The 21,644-nt window shown below is 67.5% G+C and carries 18 protein-coding genes and 1 pseudogene; 15 read left to right on the forward strand and 4 right to left on the reverse strand.

The genetic code is table 11. From position 1 onward, the window contains the following. Nucleotides 1-26: 26 nt before the first annotated feature. Nucleotides 27-233 (reverse strand): hypothetical protein, encoded by a 207-nt coding sequence (locus PKE75_RS00120; protein ID WP_271166658.1) that lies wholly within the window; start codon nucleotides 231-233, stop codon nucleotides 27-29. 1,379 nt (nucleotides 234-1,612) lie between these two features. On the opposite strand from PKE75_RS00120, the gene PKE75_RS00125 reads away from it, so the two are divergent. After that, nucleotides 1,613-3,148, forward strand: coding sequence for an NADH-quinone oxidoreductase subunit M (locus PKE75_RS00125; protein ID WP_271166899.1), 1,536 nt, complete (start codon nucleotides 1,613-1,615; stop codon nucleotides 3,146-3,148). Between the two features lie 40 nt (nucleotides 3,149-3,188). Here the strand turns inward: PKE75_RS00125 and PKE75_RS00130 are convergent, their stop codons facing one another. The 3 genes and pseudogenes from PKE75_RS00130 to PKE75_RS00140 form a co-directional block, all read right to left on the reverse strand. Continuing rightward, the gene (locus tag PKE75_RS00130) at nucleotides 3,189-4,382 is read right to left on the reverse strand and encodes an MFS transporter (RefSeq protein ID WP_271166659.1); all 1,194 of its coding nucleotides are present in this window, start codon (nucleotides 4,380-4,382) and stop codon (nucleotides 3,189-3,191) included. Nucleotides 4,383-4,760: 378 nt separating this feature from the next. After that, a pseudogene (locus PKE75_RS00135) lies at nucleotides 4,761-7,010 on the reverse strand (trimethylamine N-oxide demethylase); the annotation flags it as partial. 203 nt (nucleotides 7,011-7,213) lie between these two features. Beyond that, nucleotides 7,214-8,575: an NAD(P)-binding domain-containing protein gene (locus tag PKE75_RS00140; RefSeq protein WP_271166661.1), complete on the reverse strand. Its 1,362-nt coding sequence runs from the start codon at nucleotides 8,573-8,575 to the stop codon at nucleotides 7,214-7,216. Between the two features lie 472 nt (nucleotides 8,576-9,047). Between PKE75_RS00140 and PKE75_RS00145 the strand changes: the two genes are divergently transcribed. The 14 genes from PKE75_RS00145 to PKE75_RS00210 all read left to right on the forward strand — a co-directional run bounded on the left by PKE75_RS00145 (nucleotide 9,048) and on the right by PKE75_RS00210 (nucleotide 21,638). Next, entirely contained in the window at nucleotides 9,048-9,344 is a 297-nt protein-coding gene (locus PKE75_RS00145) for a hypothetical protein (RefSeq protein ID WP_271166662.1), read from the forward strand. After that, a complete protein-coding gene (locus tag PKE75_RS00150) occupies nucleotides 9,341-9,736 on the forward strand; it encodes a hypothetical protein (protein WP_271166663.1) in 396 nt (131 codons plus the stop codon). Before PKE75_RS00145 ends, PKE75_RS00150 begins: the two co-directional genes overlap by 4 nt. 43 nt (nucleotides 9,737-9,779) lie before the next feature. Then, nucleotides 9,780-9,950, forward strand: a complete 171-nt coding sequence (locus tag PKE75_RS00155; RefSeq protein ID WP_271166664.1) for a hypothetical protein — start codon at nucleotides 9,780-9,782, stop codon at nucleotides 9,948-9,950. Then, the gene (locus tag PKE75_RS00160; protein WP_271166665.1) at nucleotides 9,950-11,371 is read left to right on the forward strand and encodes an APC family permease; all 1,422 of its coding nucleotides are present in this window, start codon (nucleotides 9,950-9,952) and stop codon (nucleotides 11,369-11,371) included. The genes PKE75_RS00155 and PKE75_RS00160 overlap by 1 nt, the downstream gene beginning before the upstream one ends. Before the next feature lie 5 nt (nucleotides 11,372-11,376). Next, entirely contained in the window at nucleotides 11,377-12,063 is a 687-nt protein-coding gene (locus tag PKE75_RS00165) for a hypothetical protein (RefSeq protein ID WP_271166666.1), read from the forward strand. Beyond that, nucleotides 12,047-12,307, forward strand: a complete 261-nt coding sequence (locus tag PKE75_RS00170; protein WP_271166667.1) for a hypothetical protein — start codon at nucleotides 12,047-12,049, stop codon at nucleotides 12,305-12,307. Before PKE75_RS00165 ends, PKE75_RS00170 begins: the two co-directional genes overlap by 17 nt. A 336-nt stretch (nucleotides 12,308-12,643) precedes the next feature. Further along, nucleotides 12,644-14,266, forward strand: a complete 1,623-nt coding sequence (locus PKE75_RS00175; protein WP_271166668.1) for a trimethylamine N-oxide permease — start codon at nucleotides 12,644-12,646, stop codon at nucleotides 14,264-14,266. A 67-nt stretch (nucleotides 14,267-14,333) separates the two neighbouring features. Continuing rightward, entirely contained in the window at nucleotides 14,334-14,939 is a 606-nt protein-coding gene (locus PKE75_RS00180) for a dimethylamine monooxygenase subunit DmmA family protein (RefSeq protein ID WP_428979078.1), read from the forward strand. Further along, complete coding sequence (locus PKE75_RS00185) at nucleotides 14,936-15,898, forward strand: PDR/VanB family oxidoreductase (RefSeq protein WP_271166669.1); 963 nt, start codon at nucleotides 14,936-14,938, stop codon at nucleotides 15,896-15,898. Before PKE75_RS00180 ends, PKE75_RS00185 begins: the two co-directional genes overlap by 4 nt. Nucleotides 15,899-16,006: 108 nt before the next feature. Continuing rightward, on the forward strand, nucleotides 16,007-17,047 hold the full coding sequence (locus PKE75_RS00190; RefSeq protein ID WP_271166670.1) for a heme-dependent oxidative N-demethylase family protein: 1,041 nt from the start codon (nucleotides 16,007-16,009) through the stop codon (nucleotides 17,045-17,047). 152 nt (nucleotides 17,048-17,199) lie between these two features. After that, nucleotides 17,200-18,330 (forward strand): aminomethyl transferase family protein, encoded by a 1,131-nt coding sequence (locus PKE75_RS00195; RefSeq protein ID WP_271166671.1) that lies wholly within the window; start codon nucleotides 17,200-17,202, stop codon nucleotides 18,328-18,330. Between the two features lie 226 nt (nucleotides 18,331-18,556). Continuing rightward, a complete protein-coding gene (gene phaZ / locus PKE75_RS00200; RefSeq protein WP_271166672.1) occupies nucleotides 18,557-20,218 on the forward strand; it encodes a polyhydroxyalkanoate depolymerase in 1,662 nt (553 codons plus the stop codon). A 203-nt stretch (nucleotides 20,219-20,421) separates the two neighbouring features. Continuing rightward, a complete protein-coding gene (locus PKE75_RS00205; protein ID WP_271166673.1) occupies nucleotides 20,422-20,826 on the forward strand; it encodes a penta-EF hand family protein in 405 nt (134 codons plus the stop codon). 59 nt (nucleotides 20,827-20,885) lie between these two features. Continuing rightward, entirely contained in the window at nucleotides 20,886-21,638 is a 753-nt protein-coding gene (locus tag PKE75_RS00210; RefSeq protein WP_271166674.1) for a metallophosphoesterase family protein, read from the forward strand. The last annotated feature ends 6 nt before the right edge of the window (nucleotides 21,639-21,644 follow it).

Below are 21,644 nucleotides of genomic sequence, written 5' to 3' on the forward strand. Positions count from 1 at the left end.
CACGATTTGCACGAACCCGATGCGAACTAGCGCCGATCCGCGCACTCTTTCGCTCTCTGGGCGGGATCGATGATGTATTCGCTCGACGAGTCGTCGGCGCAACGGTCGATCTCGTCGTTAATCGCGATGCACGTGTGGACCGTGATCGTGAGGGCGATCGCCACGAGCGCGATTAGCCCGGCGACGATCGTTCGAACAATTGAACGAAACCACGGCGTTTTCACCGTCGTCATTTGGTCCCCAATGTCGTCTCACGTCGCTTCTCGGCCGCCGCTGGTGGCGCCTTCGCCAGCTTACTCACCGTCTCCGCAACCGCTCGGGATCGCCGTCCGTGTCCAGCTGGCGGGCGGTATTGTGGAATTTTGGCGAGTTGCTTTGCTGCGGCCGGAGATTGTGTATTCGTCGGCATGGCAACCGATGCCCCTCGGTACGATTACGTAGCATACATCGATGAGTCCGTCGATTCTGGGCAGAACTCGATTAGGTCCGAAAACCCTGCAGATGGCTTCTGAGACCGGGCTTTTCGCCGAACGCGAGGCCCCCTCACCCGCTCGCTTCGCTCAGGACCTCTCCCCGCTGCGGAGAGGTGTAGGCCAGCGCCTCTTGCTTCACCTCGCCCCGGCGGGGAGAGGTCGACATGGCGTCAGCCATGGCGGGTGAGGGGCTTCGCTCGTTTCAAAAATTTGCCCGCGGAACGACTTCGAGCGTTTCGCCACACCCAGCTCTCCGTCATGCCCGGCGGAGCCGGGCATCCACGACTGCCTGGGATCGTGACGCTCGACGCCAAAGGCGTGGATGCCCGCGAAGGCGGGCATGACGGGCTTTGGGGTGCGTGCTTCGAGACGCCCGCTGACGCGGGCTCCTCAAGCCATGAGGCGCGGTTGTGTTGGTGCAGGCCGAAGCAAAAGCGCAAACATGCCTCATGGCCCGAAGAGCCCTGCCTTTGGGCGCGTCTCGAAGCACGAACTGCGGTGCTGCAGGTTTCGGTGTCGTAACGGCGCAAGCAGCGCAACGATCGGGTCAACCGCCCCGTCACTCCGGCCGAAGTGCCGGAGTCCAGAGCCATCACCTCAGTCCAGTCCGGCGGCGTCCGTGCGTCTGGATCCCGGGACAAGCCCGGGATGACGGCGGACGGTCACACGACCCGTTTTTGACCGTAGCGCCGCTTCGAACCCTTCCCCCCCCAGCCACTGCGTGCATGAGCGCAACGAGCGGCCGCATCGCAGCAATTGATGCGGCGCGCAACGACGCGGCGCTCGCGGACAGCGGGCGGGCGTCCGCTTTGAGGCTGTAAGCCTCCCGTCCACTCATTGGCCTTTTCTATCAGGTCATCGCTTCCGCCATACGCCTTAAGTGCATGACTTCGCTTGATAACAGAAGAAACCGGGCGTAGAGAGCGACCGCGCCCGCCCACGGCGCGGCGACGATCATCATCGGTAAGCGCTATGACGACTGTTGCAACCTCCGCTGAACGGCTTCCGCCGCGCAACAGCATGACCTTCGCAGTCGCAAAAAATGGGGCCGGCGGGCCGGGCCTTTCCCGCGCCGCGGCGCCCGACGGGGCGCGGCCGCGCCGTTCCGCGCCGGCCCTGCACGTGGTCCCGGCCGAATGATCTCCGACGTCCCGATCCTTGCGCTCCTGACCTTCCTGCCGCTTGCGGGCGTCGGCCTGCTGCTGACGATCAAGGGAGAGGACGACGCGGCCGTGGCGCGGGTGCGGCAGGTCGCGCTCTGGACCACCCTCATCGAATTCGCCGTCGGGCTGGCGCTGTGGGCCGGGTTCGATGCGTCCCGCACCGGGTTCCAGTTCGTGGAGCGGCCGGAATGGCTCGGCGGCGCGATCAGCTATCGCGCGGGCGTCGACGGCGTCTCCATGCCGTTCGTGGTGCTGACCACCTTCCTGACGCCGTTCTGCGTGCTCGCCTCGTGGCGGTCGATCAGCTTCCGCGTGAAGGAGTTCATGATCGCCTTCCTGGTGCTGGAGACGCTCATGGTCGGCGTGTTCTCCACGCTCGATCTCGTGCTGTTCTACCTGTGCTTCGAGGGCGGGCTGATCCCGATGTTCCTGATCATCGGGATCTGGGGCGGGGAGCGGCGGATCTACGCCAGCTTCAAGTTCTTCCTCTACACGCTGGCCGGCTCGCTGCCGATGCTGGTCGCGGTCATCGCGATCTACGCGCTCACCGGAACGACGGACATCGAGCAGTTGCTCGCCTACAAGTTCCCGGCGGGCGCACAGACCTGGCTGTGGATCGGCTTCTTCGCGGCCTTCGCGGTCAAGCTGCCGGTCTGGCCGCTGCACACCTGGCAGCCCGTGGCCTATTCCGAGGCGCCCACCGCCGGCACGGTGATCCTCTCCGGCGTCCTGCTGAAGATGGGCGGCTACGGCCTGCTGCGCTTCTCGGTGCCGATGTTCCCGCTCGCGAGCGCCGGGTTCACGGCGATGGTCGACACCCTGTCGGTGGTCGCGATCGTCTACGCCTCGCTCGTCGCCCTGCGGCAGGAGGACATCAAGAAGCTGATCGCCTATTCCTCGATCGCCCATATGGGCTTCGTGACGATCGGCATCTTCTCGATGACGCCGGAAGGCATGCAGGGCGCAGTGTTCCAGATGGTGTCGCACGGCGTCGTGACGGCCGCGATGTTCCTCTGCGCGGGCATGATCGTCGACCGGGCGCACACCCGCGAGATCGCCGCCTTCGGCGGCCTCGCAAGCCGGATGCCGTGGTATGCGGCGGCGTTCATGGTGTTCACCATGGGCAATATCGGCCTGCCCGGCACGTCGGGCTTCGTCGGCGAGTTCCTGACCCTTCTCGGCGCGTTCCGCGCCAACAGCTGGGTCGCGTTCTTCGCGGCGACCGGCATGGTGCTGTCCGCGGCCTACGCGCTCTGGCTCTACCGCCGCGTCATCTTCGGGGCGATCAGACCGGGGCTCGAGGGCGCGCCCGACCTGTCCCGCCGCGAGGTCGCGCTGCTCGCGCCGCTCGCGGCGGTGACCATCGTTCTGGGCGTGTGGCCGAACGCCGTGCTCGACATGTCGGCGGCGTCCGTCGACGGCATCCTCCACGGCGCGCAGGTCGCGCTGAACGAGGCGAAGACGCTCGGCACGGCCTCGGCGCAGATCGCGCCCGCCGCCATGGTGCGCTGAAGGCGCCCGCGGCTACGGCGTTTCGAAGGCGGAATCGGCGTCAGCGCTCGGGCGCGGGGCGCCTGAAAGACAACGCGACTGCCAGAGCTGCGAAGATGGCGAGGCCGCCGCAACCGATTTCGATCGACCGGCCGAGACCCCACAGCGTGGCCATGACGCCGAGCGACAGCGCGACGGCGGCCTGCATGACATAGGCGACGAGATAGAGCGCGGAGAGCGTTCCCGCGCGATGGTGCGCCGGCGCGTTGGCGTTGAGGTAATTCAGCCCGCCGGAAAACAGCAGGCTGTAGCCGACGCCGATAAAGGCCGACGACGAGAAGAACGCCGGCAGGGAATGGCGCCACGCGGCCAGGGCGAGCAGGCCGACGCCGACGATCGTCGCGCCGCCGCCGATCGCGATCGCCCGTCTCGCCCCGGTTCGCCGCCCGGCGATCGCGCCGGCTGCGGTCACGGCCGCGAACGCCGCGATGGCGGCGGCGCTGACGAGCGTGTTGCGGGAGTCGATCAGCTCCCGCGCGATCTGGGCGCCGAGCGACAGCATCATGGCGCCCACGGCGTAGGCCGTCGTCACCGCAACCGTCGACGTCAGGAAGACCGCGAAGACGCTTCGGGAGACCGAGGGCAGCTTCGGCCGCCAGCGCCCGGCGGCCTCCGCCGCGGTGTGGCGGGGCAGAAACCAGGCCGCGACCAGCATGCCGGCGATGACCAGGAGCAGGACCCAGAAGTTCAGGCGCGTCGGGAACGGCGCGTATTCGATCAGCGCGCCGCCGACGAGAACGGCGAGCCCGAGGCCGACGCCCTGCGCCACAGCGGTGACCGCGCCCGCCCGCGCCGCCTCGCCAGGAGCGCTGAATTCGACCACGGCCGCCGTCGAGGGGCTCGCCGACAGGCCCACGCCGATCCCCATCAGCGCGCGGCCGACGAAGATCCAGTCGATGTCGGACGCGACCGCGAACAGGAAGACGCCGGCGAGCGAGGCCGCCAGCCCCATGAGCATCGCCGCCCGGCGTCCGATGAAGTCGGAGACGTCGCCGAACATGACGAGCATGAAGACGACGAGGCAGGGATAGATCGCGAAGATCGAGGTCGTCGCGACATGCGAGAGGCCCCATTCCGACGCGTAGAGCGGATAGGTCATCACCGGAGCGGCGCTGGTCCAGATCGTGTGCATGACGACCGCGGCCGACGTCCAGAACGCGAACCGGCGGCTGCGCACGTTTACTCGGAGAGGCATGGAGACGCTTTCGTTCGCCGCTGGGCGGCGTTCCGCAGGACGCGGCAGAACGCTCATCGGACGACGAAAAAGCAACCTCCGATCCGCGGCTGGCTGCCCTGCGGATCGCAAGGCCCTCCCGCCTGCATGCGGCGCGCACGTTCACGCCCGCGAGACGACGCCGCATCGCTTCAATGGTCCGGAACAGGGGTCTTGCCGCCGGACAGCCGGGCCTTGCCGGGATCGCGGCGCCTTACGCCAAGGGCTTGGAGCCCGCGACGGCGGCCATCACGCGGCGCCGGCGCTTTACGCCCGCGTCTCCGCGCCGCGCGGCTCCATCGAGGACACGGCGTCGGGCGAGGCGGCGGGGGCTTTCGCCGCGGCCTCCGGCGCGGCTTCGGCGCGCACCCGCGTCTTCTGCGGATCGTAATGCGGGAAGCCGACCACAACGGCCGGGATGCGCTTCTGCTGGCCGTCGAGCTTGCCGATCTCGACCTCGGTTCCGAGCTCGGCGTAGGTCACGTCGAGCCTCGCGAGCGCGATCGTCTTGCCGAGGATCGGCGACTTGGTCGCGCTCGTCACCACCCCGATCTGGGCGCGGCCGACATGGACGCAGTCGCCGTGGCCGATATGCTCGTTGCCCGTGACGTCGAGGCCGACGAGCTTCTTCGACGGGGTCTCGCGCCGGCGCTTCAGCGCCTCGGAGCCGACATAGGGGTCGGCCTTCTCCTTCGGAACTGCGAAGCCGATGCCGGCCTCGAACGGGTCGGTCTGGTCGCAGAACTCGTAGCCGGCGAAGGCGAGGCCGGCCTCGATGCGCACCATGTCGAGCGCCTTCAGGCCGAGCGGCGCGATGCCGTGCGGCTCGCCCGCCGCCATGATCGCGTCCCACACCGCCGGCGCCTGGTCGGGGTGGCACCAGACCTCGTAGCCCAGTTCCCCAGTGTAGCCGGTGCGCGAGATCACGACGGGCGCGCCGGCGATGCGGCCGACGGTGAAGCGGAACCACTTCAGCTCGTTCAGCGTCGGCTGGTGGGCGGGCGTGACGGTGATCGCGGCGAGGATCTCGCGCGAGCGCGGGCCCTGCACGGCGACGTTGTGGAGCTGGTCGGTCGCGGTCTTCACCCAGGCCTTGAGGCCGTGCTCGGCCGCGAGCTTGCGCAGGTGGACGCCGCAATAGTCGTCGCCGCAGATCCAGCGGAAATTGTGCTCGCCGAGGCGGAACACCGTGCCGTCGTCGATCATGCCGCCGTGCTCGTAGCACATCGCGGTGTAGACCACCTGGCCGACGGCGAGCTTCTTCATGTTGCGGGTGACGGCGAGCTGCAGCAGGTCCTCGGCGTCGGGGCCCAGAACCTCGAACTTGCGGAGCGGCGACAGGTCCATGATCGCGGCGCGCTCGCGGCAGGCCCAGTATTCGGCGATCGGGCCCTCGTCGGAATAGCAGTCGGCGAGCCAGAAGCCGCGATACTCCACGAACTTGCGGGTGAGCGCCGAGGTGCGCGGGTGGAAGCCGCTTTCGCGGGTGAGGCGGGGCTCTGCGTCTGGCGTCATGCGGTGGGCCAAGCCTTTGGAGAAATTCTCGGAGGCGTCATAGACGCGGACATGGATGTCGGTCGGCGCCCAGGCGTTGGCGACGTCGATGTCGTCGGCGCAGGACGACGAGGCGCAGACGAGGTCGGTCAACGCGCGCAGCAGCACGTAATCGCCGGGCCGCGACCAGGGCTCGTCCATGCCGATCGAATCGTCCGGGCCGACGAAGGTGTTGTAGAAGAAGTTGATCGCCGGCCAGCCCGCCCGCGGCTCGATGTCGAACGGTTTCAGCGCGCGATTGAAGTTGTCCGTGCAGTTGTCGTGGCCGGGATAGCCCATGTCCTCGTAATATTTCGCCGAGCAGGCGAGCAGGAAGGCGTCGTGCCGGCCGACGGTGTCGCGCACGATCTCGACCAGCGGAGTCATGCGGGCGTCGAAATATTTGGAGTGCAGGCCGGGGCCGGGATTCGCCGTGCCCATCAGCGTGCGCGTCACGGTCGGGTCGAGGCCGAACTCCTTGCCGCGCTCCAGCGCCGCGGCGTCGAAGGCGAGGAAGTCCGAGCACTGCCGTCCGTCGACGTCGATGATCTGGATGTAGTCGCCGGCCTTGACCCGGTAGGCGGACGCGGTGGCCGCCTTGATCCGCAGGTCGAGCTTGGGCTCGGCGAGCGGCGCCGGCGCCTCGCCGCCGGAGGGCTGAAGCGATTCGATCTCGATCTTCAGGTCTGTCGGCGGCGTCTGCTCGTCCGGCGCCATCGCGGCGCCTGTCGGAACCAGCGCGAAGGTGGCGGGCGAGACGGCCTCGAACGCCACCGTCGCGCCGGGCGCGGCGTCGTCGGGAAACAGCCGGAAGCCCGCGAGCCGTGAGACGTCGATCCCGCGGGCCGCGAGCGCAGCGCGGGCGGCGGCGGCTTCCGCGATATCGCGGTCGTCGAGCGGCGCGAGGCCGGTCCCCGTCAGGGCGCCGTCCTCGACGAACAGCAGGCCGGGCTGGCGGCCTTCCGGGTCCGACACGCGGCAGCGGTCGCCGGCGCCGAGGCCGAACACCAGCGCCTCGCCGCCACGGGCGACGAGCCGGGTGGTGCGGGCGGGATCGGCGGGGAAAGGGGCGTCCATGTGCGTGTTCCCTGAAAGTGAGCAACGCCAGTCGACGCGGCGTTTCGGACGTTCCGCGACGCAGAAGTCCCCCGCGCTTGGCGTGAAGGGATCAAGACGCCCCCGAAGCCGTCGTGGTCCGGCTTGACCGGACCACCCATCTCGGGCGTGGAGCGCGACGCTCGGACATGGGTCCTCCGGTCAAGCCGGAGGACGACGCAGTTCTACTCCGCGGCCTGCTGGGCCGGCTGGTTCAGGAACGCCTCGAGCGAGTCGTCCATCGCCTTCATCCAGGTGGTGTGGTGCGTCGGCGCGACCGTTCCGGTGATCGTCGAGGGATAGGAGCGGTCGCGATAGGTCAGGATGCCCTCGACCTTGTGGTGCTCCCATTCCTTGAACAGCTCGGTCACCTTGTCGATGTCGAGATGCGGGTAGTCGGTCGCCGGCAACATGTCGCGCATGTAGTCGGACTGGAAATCGATCGCCTGATAGGGATTCTCCAGCGCCTCCTCGCGACGCACCCAGGCCTCGCTGTCGGCGTGCATGGTCGCGCGGTCCGGCAGCGCGATGCGGCCGAGCACGACGTCGCGGGCGTACCAGGCCTGCGCGTCGAACATGTTGAAGGTGTAGTACTGGTCCTGCGCCCCGATATACATGAGCTTGGGGTTCGGCTCCCAGAAGATCCCCTTGTAGAGGTTCGGCGGGAACAGCCGGTTGCGGGTGTCGAGCCTGAGCTCGTCCGGCAGGAACGGGTAGTGGTTGAGGTAGCCCGTGCAGAACACGATGGCGTCGACGTCGGCAGTCGTGCCGTCCTTGAAGTGGCAGGTCCTGCCGACGACCTTCTGCAGCAGCGGCTTCTCCTCGAAGCCCTCCGGCCAGTCGAAGCCCATCGGCTTGGTGCGGTAGCTGAAGGTGATGCGCGACGCGCCGTATTTGTGGCACTGGGTGCCGATGTCCTCGGCCGAATAGCTCGAGCCGATCAGCAGCACGTGCTTGCCCGCGAACTCGTCGGCGCAGCGGAAGTCGTGGGCGTGCATGACGCGTCCGAGGAACTTCTCGATTCCCTCGAAATACGGCACGTTCGGCGTGGAGAAGTGGCCGTTCGCGACGATGACGTAGTCGAATTCTTCCGACGAGTGCTTCTTGGCGATCAGGTCCTTCACCGTGACGGTGAAGGTCTCGGTCCCGGCGTCATAGGTGACGTCGCGGACGACGGTGTTGAACTTGACGTATTTGCGCACGCCCGACTTTTCGACCCGCCCGGCGATGTAGTCGTGCAGCACGGCGCGCGGCGGATAAGAGGGGATCGGCCGGCCGAAATGCTCCTCGAAGGAGTAGTCGGCGAACTCCAGGCACTCCTTCGGGCCGTTCGACCAGAGGTAGCGGTACATCGAGCCGTGGACGGGCTCGCCGAACTCGTCGAGCCCGGTGCGCCACGTGTAGTTCCAGAGGCCGCCCCAGTTCGCCTGCTTCTCGTAGCAGACGATCTCGGGAACCTCGGCCCCGGCCTTCGCGGCCGACTCGAAGGCCCTGAGCGCCGCAAGGCCGCTCGGGCCGGCGCCGATGACTGCGATCCGCTTGGTCACGCGATAAGTCCTCCCCAGCCCTGGTCCGCCTGTCCGCGCGCCCGTTCCCCGAAAGCCGTCCAGACCAACGGAGCTAAAGCAGCTATTTCCTTAGTGTCAATATAGTTTCTTTCTGTGAAACGCTGCCGGCAAAGTCCTCAGGGGAGAAGCGTATCGCGCATGCCGAGGAATGAGAAGCCGGCGGCGCCGCCGAGATCTTGGCGAGCGTCTCGATTCTGCGCTTTTAGGTCAATTCCTCAAAGACTTGATCGCCGCGCGCGCGTCGCCGTCTCAGAAGCGAAGCAGGCGTTATCGCTTGCGATCTTGGGTAAGCGGCGCGCTTGACCAAAGTCCAAGACCCCGAGCTTGCATCGCTGCATTGCCCAAGAAAATGCCGCACTGCACAGTGAATAGGCTGTTGACGTCTACAATTTAGGCTGACACTTTCTCCATAAGAGCAAAAATTTCTTCGTAAGAAGATTGGGAGGAAGCAATGATCGAACGCGATCCCCGCGTCGAGGCCATGTTCGGCCGCGACCGGATGGCGGCATTCATCTGCGTGGCGGCGGTCTGGGCGGTCTACGCCTTCGTGTTCTGGCGCATGGCGGACCAGTTCGCGGCGAGCGGCGTGACGCTGCTGATGGCGGCGCTGGCCGGCCTCGTTCTGCTGCTCAACACCGCCGCCGTCGTCGCCCTGATCCGCCACTACCAGGAGGACAAGGCCGCGATCTACGGCACGGACATCTACTATCTCGACCGCATCGCCGCCGACCGGAGGGCCGCCCGATGAGGAAGGCGCCTTACGAGCCGCCGGCGCAGTCCGTCTTCGGCCAGATCGTCGACGCCTTCCTGATGCTCGCGCTGGTGCTGGTCACGCTCTACCTCCCGCTGCTGCTGAAGCTCGCGGGCGGCGGCACGACGACCAGGACGTTCGACAACCCGACCTGGGAGACGCTCGGCCAGAACCCGACCATGGCCGCGCAATGGGAGAAGCTCGGCTTCGACCCCACATCGGCCGCCGCGATCATCGGGGTGAAGTTCGACTACTCGTTCTCGACCGTCGCGCTGGTCGTCACCGGCGTCGTGATCGTCGGCTACTTCGTCGCGATGATCCGCTGGTCCGACAAGGAATACCGCGACGTCATCGCTGAGCGCTTCGACGATAGCGGCCCGGCGCGCTGATCCTTCATTTCCGACGAGTTCCCGCCCTTCAGGAGACGCTCCGATGATTTCGGCGATGAATATCTGCGCCTGGGCGGCCGCCGCCGCGCTCGCGCTCTGGATGCTCTGGGACATGCTCAAGACCAACCGGTCCTATTCCGAGACCTACCTGACCTCGTCCGCCGAGGGCGAGATCATCGACGCCGAGGTCGGCGAGACGGCGGCGAGGTCGTGATGGTGGACGTGACCCATACCGGCCCGGCTGTCGGCGCGACCGCCCCCGCAGCCTCCAAGCGCGTCGCGCTGAAGCGCGTGCTGGGCCCCGCCCATGTGTGGGGGCTCGGCGTCGGCATCGTGCTGGTCGGCGAGTTCATGGGATGGAACTTCGCGGTCGGCAAAGGCGGCGCGATCGCAGCCCTCACCGCCTGCTGGCTCGCCGGAATCCTCTACACCTGCGTCGCGATGATCGACTCGGAGGTGACATCGACGGTCGCCGCCGCAGGCGGGCAATACGCGCAGGCAAAACACATCATCGGGCCGCTCGCGGCCTTCAACGTCGGGCTCTACCTCGTCATGGCCTACACCATGCTCGAGGTCTCCAACGCCATCGTCACCGGCGACCTGATCGACGCTTTCGCCCACAACATGGGCCTCGTCGGCGACGTCGACAAACGCGCCTACATGGTGCTGACGATCGTCTTCCTGTCGTGGCTCAACTACCGCGGCGTGCTGGCGACGCTCACCGTCAACTACATCATCACCGCGATCGCCTTCACCGCGATCCTGATCCTGTTCTTCTACGTGAAGCCCTGGGCGCCGGGCGACGTGCTGAAGCATGACGGCCTGCTCACCGGCCTGCCCTATGGCGGGCTCGGCATCCTCGCCGCGATGCATTTCGGGCTCTGGTACTATCTCGGCATCGAGGGCACGACGCAGGCCGCGGAGGAGGTGCGCTCGCCCGCCCGTTCGCTGCCGCTCGGCACGCTCACCGGCATCATGACGCTGCTGATCGCGGCGACGCTGACCTGGTACATCGGCTCCGGCCTGATGCCCTGGGAGTATCTCGGCCAGGCGATCACCCCGCTCTACGACGCCGCCCGGCTGACGGGGAACCCGTATCTCGAGGTGCTGCTGTTCGTCGGCACGCTGTTCGCGACGCTGGCCTCGGCCAACGGCTGCATCAACGACGCCTCGCGGGCCTGGTTCGCGATGGGCCGCGACCGCTACATGCCGGTCTGGTTCGGGGCGGTGCATCCGAACTACCGCACGCCGTTCCGCTCGATCGTGTTCTTCGTGCCGATCGCGATCCTGTTCGCGGTCTCCACCCCGCTCGACCAGACCATCACGCTGTCGATCCTGTCGGGCCTCCTCGGCTACACCATCATGGCGATCAGCGTGATCATCTTCCGCCGCAAATGGCCGCTCGGCATGATCTCGCGGGGCTATGTCCACCCGCTGCATCCGCTGCCGGCGCTGCTTCTGCTGCTGCTCTGCACCGTGACCTATTTCGCGGTGTTCCTGGGCTACGGCACACAGTTGCTTGCGATGATGACCTTCTACATCGGCGCGTCGGTGTGGTTCGTGGTTCACCGCTACAAATACTGCCGGCGGGGCGAGCAGTTCACGATGCCCTGGCCGAAGCCGGTCGGGTACTGAGCGCGATGATCGAGGCCCTCGCGCTCTCGGCTTCCGCGGCGGCGCTCGCCGCCGCGGTCGCCCTCTTCCGCCGGAGCGCCCGCGCCGAGCGGGCGGCCCGGCGCGACGTCCTCGCCGACTGCGCCGCGCTGCTCGACGGCGGCGCCCTCACGGTCGATCAGGCCGGCTACGGCGTTCTGCGCGGACGCTTCGCCGGGCGGGAGGTCGCGCTCCGGCCGTTCGCCGAACAGCTCGCCTTCCGCCGGCTGCCGCAGCTCTGGCTGGTCACGACCGTCAGGACCCCGATTGAGACCGCCGCCTCGATCGACGTGCTGCGCAGGCCGACGGGGACCGAGTTCTACTCGCCCGGCGAAGGCCTTCCGGAGCGCGTCGCGCCACCGGCCTCTTGGCCGCAGGACGCGCGGGTGCGAGGCTCGGCCGGCTGCGCCGCGCTGCTCGCCCGGCTCGAGGCGCCGCTGGCGGCGACGCTCGCCGATCCCCGGATCAAGGACGTGTTCGTCGCTCCGGGCGGCGTCCGCGTCGTCAGCCAGCTCCGGCAGGGGGAGCGCGGCTCCTATCTGATCTTCCGCGACAGCGTGTTCGCAGGCGCCCGCGCGACGCCCGACGAAGCCGCCCGGGCTCTCGGGCTCGCGCTCGAGCTCAGCACGGCCGCAGGCGCGATTCCGGAGCGGCGCGATGCGATCGCCGCCTGATCCCCGCCTCGTGCTTCTGATCGCCATGGCGCTGCCCGGCATGGGCCACGTCATGATCGGCCGCGCCGCGCGCGGGCTGGGCTTCGCGCTGTTCGCCCTCGTGCTGGGCTGGCTCACCACGAAGTTCGCCGCCCCCGACGCGGGCGTCATCGGCCGCCACGCCGGCGGCTTTCTCGTCTGGGCGATTTCGCTTCCCGATGCTTATCGAAGCGCGCGCATGGACGTTGCGCTGGGCCGACGATGACTTGTTCATCGATTGCCCAAGAATTAGGCGCTCCGATTAAATTTTCTTCCCAAGAAAAACTTTTGACAACAATTGAAACTGTTGCATGATCCCGGCGAGGTCGCGTGGGGACGCGATCTCGCATGCATCGTCCCGGCGGAAAGCCTCGATGTCCAAGTCGAAGCCTGATCGCCGACCGAGGCGGGCTCCGGAAGCTTCCGATCCGTCGGAGGCCTCGCCGGACGGACTCAGATCCCCGGAACGCGAAGCCGCGCCCGTCGGTCCGCCGCTCCCGGCCCGACAGCGCGGGCGACGTCTCACGGACGACTGACGCGCATTGACATAACGGGGTTCACCATGACGATCGCAATGACCGAAACGCCGGTCTCGGCTGACGACACGCATCAGCTGCGGCGAAGCATCAACTGGACGGGCGCCTTCTGGGTGGCGAGCGGCGTGCCGGCCCTCGTGCTGTTCTCGATCGGCGGCATCGCCGGCACCACCGGCACGGTCGCCTTCGCGATCTGGGCGGCGTCCATGTTCATGGGCTTCCTCCAGTCGTTCGTTTACGCGGAGATCGCAGGCCTCTTTCCCAACAAGTCCGGCGGCGCCTCGATCTACGGAGCGGCCGCCTGGGTGCGCTACGCAAAGCCGATCGCGCCGCTCTCGGTGTGGTGCAACTGGTTCGCCTGGTCGCCGGTGCTCTCGCTCGGCTCGTCGATCGCGGCGGGCTACATCCTGACCGCGATCGCGCCCGACGCCGCCTCCTCGCTGCGCACCTGGACGCTGGTCACGGGCACGCTCGGTCCGGTGTCGTTCTCGCTGAACTCGGCGTTCTTCATCGGCGCCGCGCTGATGCTGCTCACCTTCGCGATCCAGCATCGCGGCATCCTCGGCACCGCCTCCGTCCAGAAGTGGATCGGCGTCCTGGTCATCGTGCCGCTCGCAATCGTCGGCGTCGTCCCGCTTCTCACGCACGGCGTGAACTGGTCGAACTTCTCGCCCTTCGTGCCGCTCGCCGCCGCCTACGCCCCCGAGCCCGGCGCGTGGAACATTCCCGGCTGGACCCTGGTGCTCGGCGGCATGTTCATCGCGGCCTGGTCGACCTACGGCTTCGAGACGGCGGTCTGCTACACCAGCGAATTCAAGAATCCCGCGACCGACACCTTCAAGGCGATCTTCTATTCCGGCCTGCTCTGCATCGCCTTCTTCGTGATCGTGCCCTTCACCTTCCAGAGCGAGCTCGGCCTCACGGGCATGCTGGCGACCCCGGTCGTCGACGGCTCCGGCGTCGCAGCCGCGATGGCCCACATGGTCGGCGGCGGACCGATCATCGAGAACGCGCTGGTCATGCTCATGATCCTCGCGCTGCTGCTGTGCATCATGACGGCGATGGCCGGCTCCTCGCGCACCCTCTACCAGGGCTCCGTCGACGGCTGGCTCCCGCGCTATCTCTCCTACGTCAACCACCACGGCGCGCCGGTCAGCGCGATGTGGACCGACCTGATCTTCAACCTGATCCTGCTCGCGATCGCCTGCGCCGACGCCACCTCGTTCTTCTTCATCCTGGCGGTGTCGAACTGCGGCTACATCATCTTCAACTTCCTCAACCTGAACTCGGGCTGGATCCACCGCATCGACTCGGGCCACATCGACCGGCCGTACAAGGCGCCGACCTTCATCATCGCCCTCGGCGCGATCTTCGCCTTCGTCAACGCCGCCTTCATGGGCGCCGGCGCGAAGGTCTGGAACCCGATGGCGCTGTGGGCCGGCCTGATCACCGCGGCGCTCATCGTCCCGGTGTTCTTCTTCCGGCACTACATCCAGGACAAGGGCAAGTTCCCCGCCCGGATGCTGGAGGATCTCGGCGTCGGCCCCGACGGCGCGATGGTCAGGCCGAAGGCGGGCATCCTGCCCTACCTGACGCTGATCGCGGGCGTCGCGGTGGTGCTGATCGCCAACGCCGTCTTCCACCTCTGACCATGCAGCCCGCCCCGGCGCGCCAACCGCGCGCCGGGGCTTTTTGTTTCAAGACGCGGACAGGCTCGTGACGACGCTCTCAGACATCAAAAGCCGGCCGATCTACGCAGGACTGAAGGTCGACGACATGGCCCGCCGGCACCTGGTCGCGGCCGAGGGCGAAGGCGCGCTCGCGGTGATCGAGGCCTTCAGCAGGGCTCCCGACGCGCTCGACCGCACCACGATCCTCTATTGCCCCGCAGGCTCCGCCGCGATGGGCCACGACACGGCGCTCGCCGACCTCAATCCGGACGTCTTCCATCTGGCGCCCTCGCCCCAGACGCTTCTGGTGCGCCTCAACGTCATGCTCTCCACCGCGACCATGGGCACGAGGCTCTACGCCACGGGCACCGAAGGCTTCATCGGCGCGGTGATCGCGGCCGCCCTTCCCTTCGGCGTCGACCATCACTCGATCTACACCGAGCACCGCGGCTCGCTCGCCCGCCGGGTTCAGTGCGTGCACTGCAAGGGCATGACGGAGAACGTCACCGCGACGCCCTTCACCTGTTCGCATTGCGGGCTGACCCTGTTCGTGCGCGACCACTATTCCCGAAGGCTCGGCGCCTTCCAGGGCGTCTGCGTCGACGCCGAGGAGCCGGGCGTGATTCCTCCGGTCGAGGAGCTCTACAAATGAGCGGCGGCGTCGAGATCACGGTCCGCGTCGCCGAGATCGAGCAGGCGACGGCGAGCGTGAAGCGCTTCCGGCTGGCCTCCGCCTCGGGCGAGCCGCTGCCGGTGTTCTCCGCCGGATCGCACGTCGTCGTCAGCATGGACGACGGCGGCCACCGCATCCGGAACCCCTATTCGCTGATCGACCGCGCGCCGGACGGCCTGAGCTACCGCATCGGCGTGCTGCGGACCCCGAACTCCCGCGGCGGCTCGATCTTCATGCACGAGCGGGTGAGCGTCGGCTCGGAGCTCGTCATCACCATGCCGGTGAACCTGTTCCCGCTGATCCGCACCGGCCGCAAGCACGTGCTGGTCGCGGGCGGCATCGGCGTGACGCCGATCTACGCGATGGCCGACGAGCTCCGCAGCCAGAACGCGCCTTACGAGGTGCATTACGCGATGCGCGACGAGGCGAACGGCGCCTTCGCGGCCGAGCTGGTCGAGCGCCACGGCGACAAGGTCCGGCTCTACCGCGACGACGCCCGCGAGATCATCCGCGTCGAGGAGATGCTGCCCAACCAGCCGCTCGGCACGCATCTCTACGTCTGCGGGCCGGAGGGCATGATCAACGCCATCCTCGCCGGCGGCCGCGCGGCGGGCTGGCCGGTCGAGAACCTGCATTCCGAGCGCTTCCTGGCGCCGCCCGGCGGCGCGCCGTTCAGCGTGGCGCTGGCCAAGGCCGGCATCACGGCCGAGGTCGGCCCGCATCAGAGCCTGCTCGAGGCGATCGAGGAGGCCGGAGTCGACGCGCCGTATCTTTGCCGCGGCGGCGCCTGCGGGCAGTGCGTGACGACCGTCCTCTCGTTCGAGGGCGAGCTGATCCACAACGACCACTACCTCACCGACGAGGAGAAGGCGTCGGGGACCAAGATCATGACCTGCGTCTCGCGGCTGAACGGCCGCGAACTGGTGCTCGACCTGTGAGAGCCCTCCAGAACGAGGCGTCGGTCTTCACCTCTCCCCGCCGGGCAGAGGTGAAGTGCGGCGGCGCGCGCCTCATCACCTTCACGAACTGAACGCCGGAGAAGAAGAATGGGCCTCCAGTTCAAGACCGAAACGTTCCGCGACGACTTCACCTTCTCGAACAGTCCGGAGGCGATCCACCGCTTTCCGTTCCCGTTCGACAGCGACAGCTACATGTATTCGGTGAACATCGAGCAGCATATGCCCGGGCCGCCGAAGTCGCATGTCGAGTTCCCGATCGACATCGACGAGCACTACGTCGCCGAGATGCAGGACCGCGCCATGGTGCTCAAGGAGGACCCGCTGCGCTGCCAGGCGCTGCCGCATATGCTGACCGCGGAGTGGGACCTCGTCGAGCTCCTGATGGAGTCGATGTCGAAGCACTATCCCGAGCACTTCTCGCTGACCAAGGACGGCGACCGGTGGCATTGGGTCAACCGCCCGCTCGGGATCGACCAGCGCTTCACCTTCGGCGACACGGCCACGCTGCCCTATCCCCCGATGGAGTACGTCACCCGACAGTGCCAGGGCGATTTCGCCCTGATCGACCAGCGCAACGACATGCTGTTCATGGACGCCGGCATGATCACCACGCAGGCGGACTGGTCGCTCGACTTCGACATCGGCATGAGTTGGACCGAATGGCACGGGCCCGTGCCGCTCGCGCATGATCTCGGCATCATGGACCGCGCGCTGAAGTTCCTGCTGAACCTCCAGCAGGGCCGGCCGGTGCGCCGCCTGAACTGGACGATGACGGTCAATCCGCGGCTCGACACCTCGCCGGAGAACTACCACAAATGGGGCGTCGACCGGACCACGGTGACGCCGGAGAACGTCGGCGACAAGGTGCATCTCCGGGTCGAGCTGCAGGCGCTGTGGCGGCTGCCGCGCTCGAACGCGATCGTGTTCTCGATCCGCTGCTACCTCATCAAGATGAGCGAGCTCGTCACCATCCCCAAATGGGGCCGCCGCTTCCCGCGGATCCTGAAGGGCCTTCCGCCCGAACTCGCCGAGTACAAGGGCCTCACGCGCTACCGCGACATGACGATCAAGTATCTCGAGCAGTTCGACGACGGCGCGCCGACCTCGCCGGGCTTCTTCCCGGACTGAAGATTACGCGCACGCCGTCATGCCCGCCTTCGCGGGCATCCACGACTTGACCGATCGCCGGCTGCGTCACGCCAAAGTCGTGGATACCCGGCTTCGCCGGGCATGACGCAAGACCAGACCTGCGAACATCGACATAAGGAGAGGGGAACCCCATGAAGCCCGAAGACTATCCGCGCCAGTCGATCCTGAACGAGCGTCACAAGGCGCTGGGCTCCAAGCTCGACGGCGAGTGGAACGGCATGCCGCTCGCGCAGACATACGCGACCAGCACCGCCGAAGAGGTCGTCGCGACCCGCACGAAGGCTGGCCTGATCGACGTGTCGGCGCTGCGCCTCATCAACGTGAAGGGGCCCGACGCCGAGAAGGCGCTCAACGCCATGCTCACCTCCGACATGGCGAAGCTGAAGCCCGGCCAGTCGGCGATCTCCAACCTCGTCGACGAGAACGGCTCGCTGATCGACGACGTGCTGGTCTATCGCAACGGCCCCGACGACTTCCGCCTGAGCCATGGCGGCGGCTCGCTGGAGGACGTCATCGACCCGTTCTTCCAGGGTGTGGACGCGACCTGGGCGAAGGACGACGACACCCATGTGCTCTCGCTGCAGGGGCCGAAGGCGCTTGAGATCCTCAACCCGCACGCCTCGATCGACCTCTCGACGATCAAGTATTTCGAGCACGCGCCGGGCGAGCTGTTCGGCAAGTCGGTGACGCTCGCCCGCGGCGGCTATTCGGCCGAGCGCGGCTACGAAGTGTTCGCGTCAGCCGCGGACTCCGTCGAGATCTGGGACAAGATCCTGGAGGCCGGCGCGCCCTACGGCGCGATCGCGACCTCGTGGTCCTGCCTCGACACCGTCCGCATGGAAGGCGCGCTGCTGTTCTTCCCCTTCGACATGCCGAAGGGCGACGAGACGCCCTGGGAGGTCGGCGCCGACTGGACGGTCGATCTCTCGAAGCCCGACTTCCACGGCAAGGAAGCGCTGGTGCGCCGCAGACAAGAGATCCGCAGCGCCAATGTCGGCCTGGAGATCGACGCGCACGAGGCGATCGAGCCGGGCGCCAAGCTGGTGAAGGACGGCAGGCAAGTCGGCACAGTCAATTCGACGACCTACAGCGACTACCTGATGAAATCGATCGCGCTCGGCTCCGTGCCGCCGGAGCTCAAGGGCTGGGGCACCACCTTCGAAGTGGTCTCCGCGCTCGGGACCTTCCCGGCCCATGTCGTGCGCACCCCGTTCTACGACCCGCACAGAATCCGCACCCACCCGCTCGACGAGCGGGGGTGAGTCTCGCCTTTCGTCCCCCGCTCTCTCCAGCAGAGGGGAGGGGGACGGAGGCATGGCGCCTCCCTCCCTTCCCCTTGCGGGGAGGGGAGCTTCAGGCGTCAGGCTTCGCCCCCCGCCGTCATCCCTCGTTCAAAAACCGCCCCTCCCCGACCATCGCGGCATTGACGGCGGGCGGCTGAGGGAGAATCGTTCGGCCCTGTTGCGACGCAACATCGAAAGGCGGACGATGCCACGGGACAGCAAGACGGCGGGCATTGGCGAGTTCGGCGGCGCGCCGGCGGTCACGGACTGGGGCGGCTCGGCCGCGGCCATGCCGATGTACTGGCTGTTCGAGGCCGCGCAGGCGTCTCTCGGACCGGCCCGGGCGCTCGCCGACGCGGGGAAGCTCTACTTCAAGAACCCGGTCAATCCGGCCTCGCACACCGAATGGGGCCGCAAGATCGGCGCGATGTGCGAGGTGTTCGAGCGCGCCACCCGCCGCTACGGCAAGCCGGAATTCGGGATCAAGTCCACGCTGGTGCGCGGCGAGCGCGTCGCCGTCACGGAAGAGGTCGTCTGGACGAGGCCGTTCTGCAGCCTGCTGCATTTCCGCAAGACGCTCCGCTCGGGCGCGCGCCGGCAGCCGAAGCTGCTGATCGTCGCGCCGATGTCCGGCCACTACGCCACCCTGCTGCGCGGCACGGTCGAGGCGATGGTGCAGGACCACGACGTCTACATCACCGACTGGACCGACGCCCGGCTGGTGCCGGTGGCGGACGGCACGTTCGACCTCGACGATTACATCGACTACCTGATCTCGATCTTCCACTTCATGAGCGGCGACGTGCATGTGATGGCGGTGTGCCAGCCGGCGGTGCCGGTGCTCGCGGCGGTCGCGCGCATGGAGGCCGAGGGCGATCCCTACGCGCCGCGCTCGATGACGCTGATGGGCGGCCCGATCGACACCCGCGAGAACCCGACGGCGGTGAACCAGGTCGCGATCGACAAGGGGACCGAGTGGTTCCAGAGCCATGTCATCACCGTGGTGCCGTGGCCGAACCCCGGCGTGATGCGGCAGGTCTATCCGGGCTTCCTGCAGCTCACCGGCTTCGTCAGCATGAACCTCGACCGCCATGTCACGGCCCACAAGGACTTCTTCAACCACCTGATCCAGGGCGACGGCGACTCCGCCGGCAAGCACCGCGAGTTCTACGACGAGTATCTCGCCGTGATGGACCTGACGGCGGAGTTCTACCTCCAGACCGTCGACACCGTGTTCGTCCGCCAGGCGCTGCCGAAGGGCCAGATGACCCACCGCGGCAAGAAGGTCGACTGCTCGAAGATCACGCGCTGCGCGCTGATGACGGTGGAAGGCGAGCGCGACGACATTTCGGGCGTCGGCCAGACCCGGGCCGCCCACACGCTCTGCACCGGCCTCGCCGACGACAAGCGCGTCCATTATCTCCAGGACAGCGTCGGCCATTACGGCGTGTTCAACGGCTCCCGCTTCCGCTCCGAGATCGCGCCGCGCATCCGCGACTTCATCAACTGGAACGAGCCGCGCGCCCCGAAGGCGGCGCCCGCCGCGCCCGCCGCCCGCTCGACTTCGGGAAACGGCGCGGCTCCCGCCGAGGAGGTCGCGACCGTCGCGCCGCGCGCGAAGACCGGAACGACGAAAACCAAGCCCGCCGCCGACGTCCGCTCTCCCGCCGACGACCTCACGAAGATCGTCGGCGTCGGGCCGAAGATCCAGGGCCAGCTCAACGAGGCCGGAATCTTCCATTTCTGGCAGATCGCCAAGCTGACCAAAGCCGAGATCGCAAGGCTCGACGAGCGGTTCACGCCGCCGGGCCGGATCTCTCGTGACAGATGGGTGGAGCAGGCGGTCGCATTGTCACGCTCGTCCTAGACGGCGGGTCCGGCGACAGCCGATTCGTTCTCGCGCTGAAAAGTCCAGCCCGCGCCGCGACAGCGTGAATAGCCCCTCACTTTGGTATTTCTTATTAATTTTTTATGTCATATGACGCGCTCTCGTGTGGAGCGAAAGCATCGTTCTTCGCGTTCCAGTCTCGTCAAGTACCGAATAGTCTTATTATTAGACAGGAGATCGCCATGAATTATCGCACCTTGGCCGGCGCCGCCGCGCTGCTCGCCGCCGCCTTCGCCCCGACCGCGTCTTACGCCGCGACCGGCGCCGAAGTCATCGCGGCCATCGACGGCGACAAGGACGGCACGCTCGACATCGCCGAAGTGATCAACGCCGGCGTGAAGACCTTCATCGCCATCAACCCCGACGGCGACACGACGCTCGAAAGCGGCGAGACCAAGGGTCGCCTGACAGCGGCCGACTGGAAGAGGGCCAACCGCGACGGCGACCAGACCCTCGAGATGGACGAATGGCTGAAGATCCTGCGCGCGCGCTTCACGAAGGCGGATCCGGACAAGGACGGCACGCTCGACGCCAAGGAGCTCGACACCAAGGCGGGCCAGGCCGTCATCCTCATGATCGTGAAGTGAAGGCTGACGGCTCGAACGGCCGCGGCCGCGCCGCCTCGTCGGCGCATGTCGGCGCCTAAGTGACGGCCGTCCGACTGACGCGGGGGGAATGGGTCCAGGCGATCCGCCCCCTCGCGCCAGATCAGGCTGTCGCCGCCATCGGAGACGTCCACGGCCAGGACGACCTGTTCGCCGCGCTGCGCGCGGAGCTCGCGCGAGATCTTTCCAGGGCCGCGCAGGCCACCTTCCTCCAGCTCGGCGACGTCGTCGACCGCGGCCCCCGATCGCTGGCGGCGCTCCGTCGCGCACGGCAGGGGCTGCCGGGCGTCGAATGCGTCACGCTCATGGGAAACCATGAAGACCGCATGCTGCGCGCGCTGATGACCGGCGACGACAGGGAGGCCGCCCTCTGGCTCGACTTCGGCGGCGGCGCGACGCTCGCCGAAACCGGCCTCAGCGCAGCCGACCCCGACTGGCGCGGTCGGCTGCGGCAGGCTCTCGGCGCGCGCATGATGGACTGGCTGGTCGGGCTGCCGCAGGCCCACCGCGTCGGCGACCTGCTGTTCGTCCACGCCGGGATCGACCCCTCCGTTCCGCTCGACCGTCAGGACGGCGAGACGCTGATGTGGGTGCGGAAACCGTTCCTGCAGAGCCCGGGCCCCTATCCTGGGAACGTCGCGGTGATCCATGGGCACACGCCCCAGCCCGCCGTCGCGCTCGACCACCCGCACCGCATCAACCTCGACACGGGCGCCTTCCGCACCGGCGTGCTCAGCGGGCTGCTCGTCGAGGGCGACAGGATGCAGATCGTGCAGGCGCTCCGCGATCCGTGAGACGGA

The sequence above is a fragment of the Hansschlegelia plantiphila genome, assembly GCF_027922265.1.
GTDB lineage: Bacteria > Pseudomonadota > Alphaproteobacteria > Rhizobiales > Methylopilaceae > Methylopila > Methylopila plantiphila.

Coding starts and splice junctions, on each gene's coding strand:
- PKE75_RS00205 (WP_271166673.1), top strand. CDS start 20,422: ATGAATTATCGCACCTTGGCCGGCGCCGCCGCGCTGCTCGCCGCCGCC.
- PKE75_RS00175 (WP_271166668.1), top strand. CDS start 12,644: ATGACGATCGCAATGACCGAAACGCCGGTCTCGGCTGACGACACGCAT.
- PKE75_RS00165 (WP_271166666.1), top strand. CDS start 11,377: ATGATCGAGGCCCTCGCGCTCTCGGCTTCCGCGGCGGCGCTCGCCGCC.
- PKE75_RS00170 (WP_271166667.1), top strand. CDS start 12,047: ATGCGATCGCCGCCTGATCCCCGCCTCGTGCTTCTGATCGCCATGGCG.
- PKE75_RS00185 (WP_271166669.1), top strand. CDS start 14,936: ATGAGCGGCGGCGTCGAGATCACGGTCCGCGTCGCCGAGATCGAGCAG.
- PKE75_RS00190 (WP_271166670.1), top strand. CDS start 16,007: ATGGGCCTCCAGTTCAAGACCGAAACGTTCCGCGACGACTTCACCTTC.
- PKE75_RS00130 (WP_271166659.1), bottom strand. CDS start 4,382: ATGCCTCTCCGAGTAAACGTGCGCAGCCGCCGGTTCGCGTTCTGGACG.
- PKE75_RS00145 (WP_271166662.1), top strand. CDS start 9,048: ATGATCGAACGCGATCCCCGCGTCGAGGCCATGTTCGGCCGCGACCGG.
- phaZ (WP_271166672.1), top strand. CDS start 18,557: ATGCCACGGGACAGCAAGACGGCGGGCATTGGCGAGTTCGGCGGCGCG.
- PKE75_RS00120 (WP_271166658.1), bottom strand. CDS start 233: ATGACGACGGTGAAAACGCCGTGGTTTCGTTCAATTGTTCGAACGATC.
- PKE75_RS00160 (WP_271166665.1), top strand. CDS start 9,950: ATGGTGGACGTGACCCATACCGGCCCGGCTGTCGGCGCGACCGCCCCC.
- PKE75_RS00155 (WP_271166664.1), top strand. CDS start 9,780: ATGATTTCGGCGATGAATATCTGCGCCTGGGCGGCCGCCGCCGCGCTC.
- PKE75_RS00150 (WP_271166663.1), top strand. CDS start 9,341: ATGAGGAAGGCGCCTTACGAGCCGCCGGCGCAGTCCGTCTTCGGCCAG.
- PKE75_RS00195 (WP_271166671.1), top strand. CDS start 17,200: ATGAAGCCCGAAGACTATCCGCGCCAGTCGATCCTGAACGAGCGTCAC.